The sequence below is a fragment of the Pseudolysinimonas sp. genome (assembly GCF_031389465.1).
GTDB lineage: Bacteria > Actinomycetota > Actinomycetes > Actinomycetales > Microbacteriaceae > Pseudolysinimonas_A.
The window spans coordinates 1-2,298 of sequence record NZ_JANMSQ010000268.1; the positions used below are offsets into that span (position 1 = coordinate 1).

A 2,298-nucleotide genomic window follows, 5' to 3' on the forward strand; every position below is an offset into this window, starting at 1 on the left:
CGACGACGCTGACCGACGCCGTGCTGCGGTTCGGGGTCGGGGCGCGGGTATACCTCGACGAACTGCTCGAACGCGACGGGGTGGATGCGGCGACCGCCCTGTTCTCCGAGTCGGCGGGTCGCGTGCTCGTCGCCGTGCCGCGCGAAGAAGACGTCAAGTTCATGCGCCTCTGCGAGGGCCGCGGCTACCCGGTGCTGCGGGTCGGCGTCACCGACACCGGCGGCGCACTCGAAGTGCAAGACCGTTTCACGATCCCGCTCGAAGAGCTGCAGTCCACCTCACGCGGCACCCTTGGATCCCACTTCGGACCGGTCGTCGGGTACCCCCAACTCGGTGGTTGAGTAGCGCCGAAGGCGCGTGTCGAAACCACACTTCCGAGTAACGCGAGCGAGGTCTCGACACGCCCGCTGCGCGGGCTACTCGACCACCGACGGGATCGGGAAGGGGACTCCTGACCACTGCTCGGCGAGGGCCCACAGGTGGGCGCCGAAATCGGGGGAGGCACTCGATGCGACGGGAGCCTGCACGACGGGGGTGCCGCGCATCCCGAGCATGTCGCGCGGTCCGTAGAACTCGCCCGACTCGGCATGCGGATCGATCGCCGCGCGCACGACCGGCCACGCCCCGTGGTCTTTCCCTTGCCCGACGGGCGCCGAGAGGTAGCCGCCGAGGCGCTGCCACCCGTGTGAGTTGGTGATCACATCCGGTCGCTTCTCGGAGAGCTCGTTGACCGCATACCCGGGATGGGCGAGCAACGACCCACGGGCATCCCCCGCCGCACGCAGGCGCCTGTCGAGTTCAAACGCGAAGCCGTGCACGGCGTGCTTCGAGAACGCGTAGGCCCGAAACGGACGGTACGTCTTCTCCGACATGAGATCGTCGGGCTCGAGGCGCGTCATTCGGGTCGAGAGCGACCCGAGTCCGACGACCCGGTCGCGCAGCACCGGGAAGACCAGTGCGGTGAGGGCGAAGTGTCCGACGAAGTTGCCGCCGACGAGCAACTCGAGGCCGTCATCCGTCGTCGTGCGACGCGCGGGCGAGAACACGAGCCCCGCGTTGTTGACGAGCACGTCGGCGCCACCCAGAGCGGCGATCGTGGCGGCTGCCTGCCGCACCGATGTGAGCGAGGTGAGGTCTAGCGGCACGTGCGTCACGTCGGCTCCGGGCACGCGAGCGCGAATGGATGCGATCGCCTCCGCCGCCTTCGGGGCATACCGGGCGGCGATGATCACCCGCGAGCCGGCCCCCGCGAGCTGCTCGGAGGCCCAGTAGCCGATGCCCGTGCTGCCGCCGGTCACGACGATCGTGCGTCCCGCCTGCGACGGCAGGGATCGTGGATCCCAGCTCACTCCTGGGTCGCGATGGGGTGAGTGGAGGCGATTTGCTCGTGGTGATGGATGACTTCGGCGACGACGAAGTTGAACCACTTCTCGGCGAAGGCCGGATCGAGCTGCGCTTCGATCGCCAGAGCCTTCAGCCGGGCGGTCTGCACGCGCTCGCGCTCCGGATCCGACGGCGGCAGGCCGCGCTTCGCCTTGAGTCGCCCGACCCGCTGGGTGGCTTTGAACCGCTCGGCCAGCAGGTGGGTGAGCGCCGCGTCGATGTTGTCGATGCTCTGCCGCAGCTCGGCGAGCTCCGTGCGGGTCTCGTCGTCCATCTCGGCCATGCGCCTCAGCCTATCGACGCAGTGTCGGCGGCACAGCGCTCGCGAGCCGCGTCTCGAGCCCCTCGCGCACGCTCGGCCACTCGTCGATCAGGATCGAGTAAACCGCCGTATCCCGCCAGGTGCCGTCGGCCCGACGTCGGTCGCGACGAACGACTCCTTCGAACGACGCCCCGAGATTCAGGATCTCCCCGCGGGACCGCTCGTTGCGAGCATCCGCCTGCAGCTTCACCCGCCCGAAGCCGTTATCGAATGCCGTGCCGAGCATCAGCAGCTTCGCCTCCGGGTTCACGGCGCCCGCCCAGACTCGAGGGTCCCAGCCCGTCCAGCCGATGTGCGCGTGTTCGTTCTCCAGGTCGAGATCGGCGAGGCTCGATGCCCCGACGATCGTGCCCGCATCGGGACCGGCCGTCAGCCGGGCGACGTAGGTGATGCCCTCCTCGTGCGGAAAGTGGCTGGGCGCCCATTCCGCGAAGGCGGCTTCGTCGACGGGCAACCCCGCCGGCCCGCCACCGTAGCCGCCCGCAAACACTTCGGGATGCCCGAGCGCCGCCCACAGGCCGGGCAGGTGTTCGGGGGCGAAGGGCTCGAGCCGGATGAACCGGCCGTCGAGCACGCGGCGATCGGGGCGGGTG

At 69.7% G+C, this 2,298-nt stretch carries 4 protein-coding genes; 1 reads left to right on the plus strand and 3 read right to left on the minus strand.

The features are described from left to right. A partial coding sequence (locus RMO30_RS10735; protein WP_309713148.1) for an AIR synthase-related protein occupies positions 1-341 on the plus strand: 341 nt, incomplete at its 5' end. Positions 342-416: 75 nt separating this feature from the next. Here the strand turns inward: RMO30_RS10735 and RMO30_RS10740 are convergent. From RMO30_RS10740 to RMO30_RS10750, 3 genes are all read right to left on the minus strand, one after another. Beyond that, on the minus strand, positions 417-1,349 hold the full coding sequence (locus RMO30_RS10740; RefSeq protein WP_309713151.1) for an SDR family NAD(P)-dependent oxidoreductase: 933 nt from the start codon (positions 1,347-1,349) through the stop codon (positions 417-419). Next, a complete protein-coding gene (locus tag RMO30_RS10745; protein ID WP_309713154.1) occupies positions 1,346-1,666 on the minus strand; it encodes a chorismate mutase in 321 nt (106 codons plus the stop codon). The genes RMO30_RS10740 and RMO30_RS10745 overlap by 4 nt, the downstream gene beginning before the upstream one ends. Before the next feature lie 10 nt (positions 1,667-1,676). Beyond that, on the minus strand, positions 1,677-2,298 hold a 622-nt coding region (locus RMO30_RS10750; RefSeq protein WP_309713157.1), incomplete at its 5' end, for a GNAT family protein.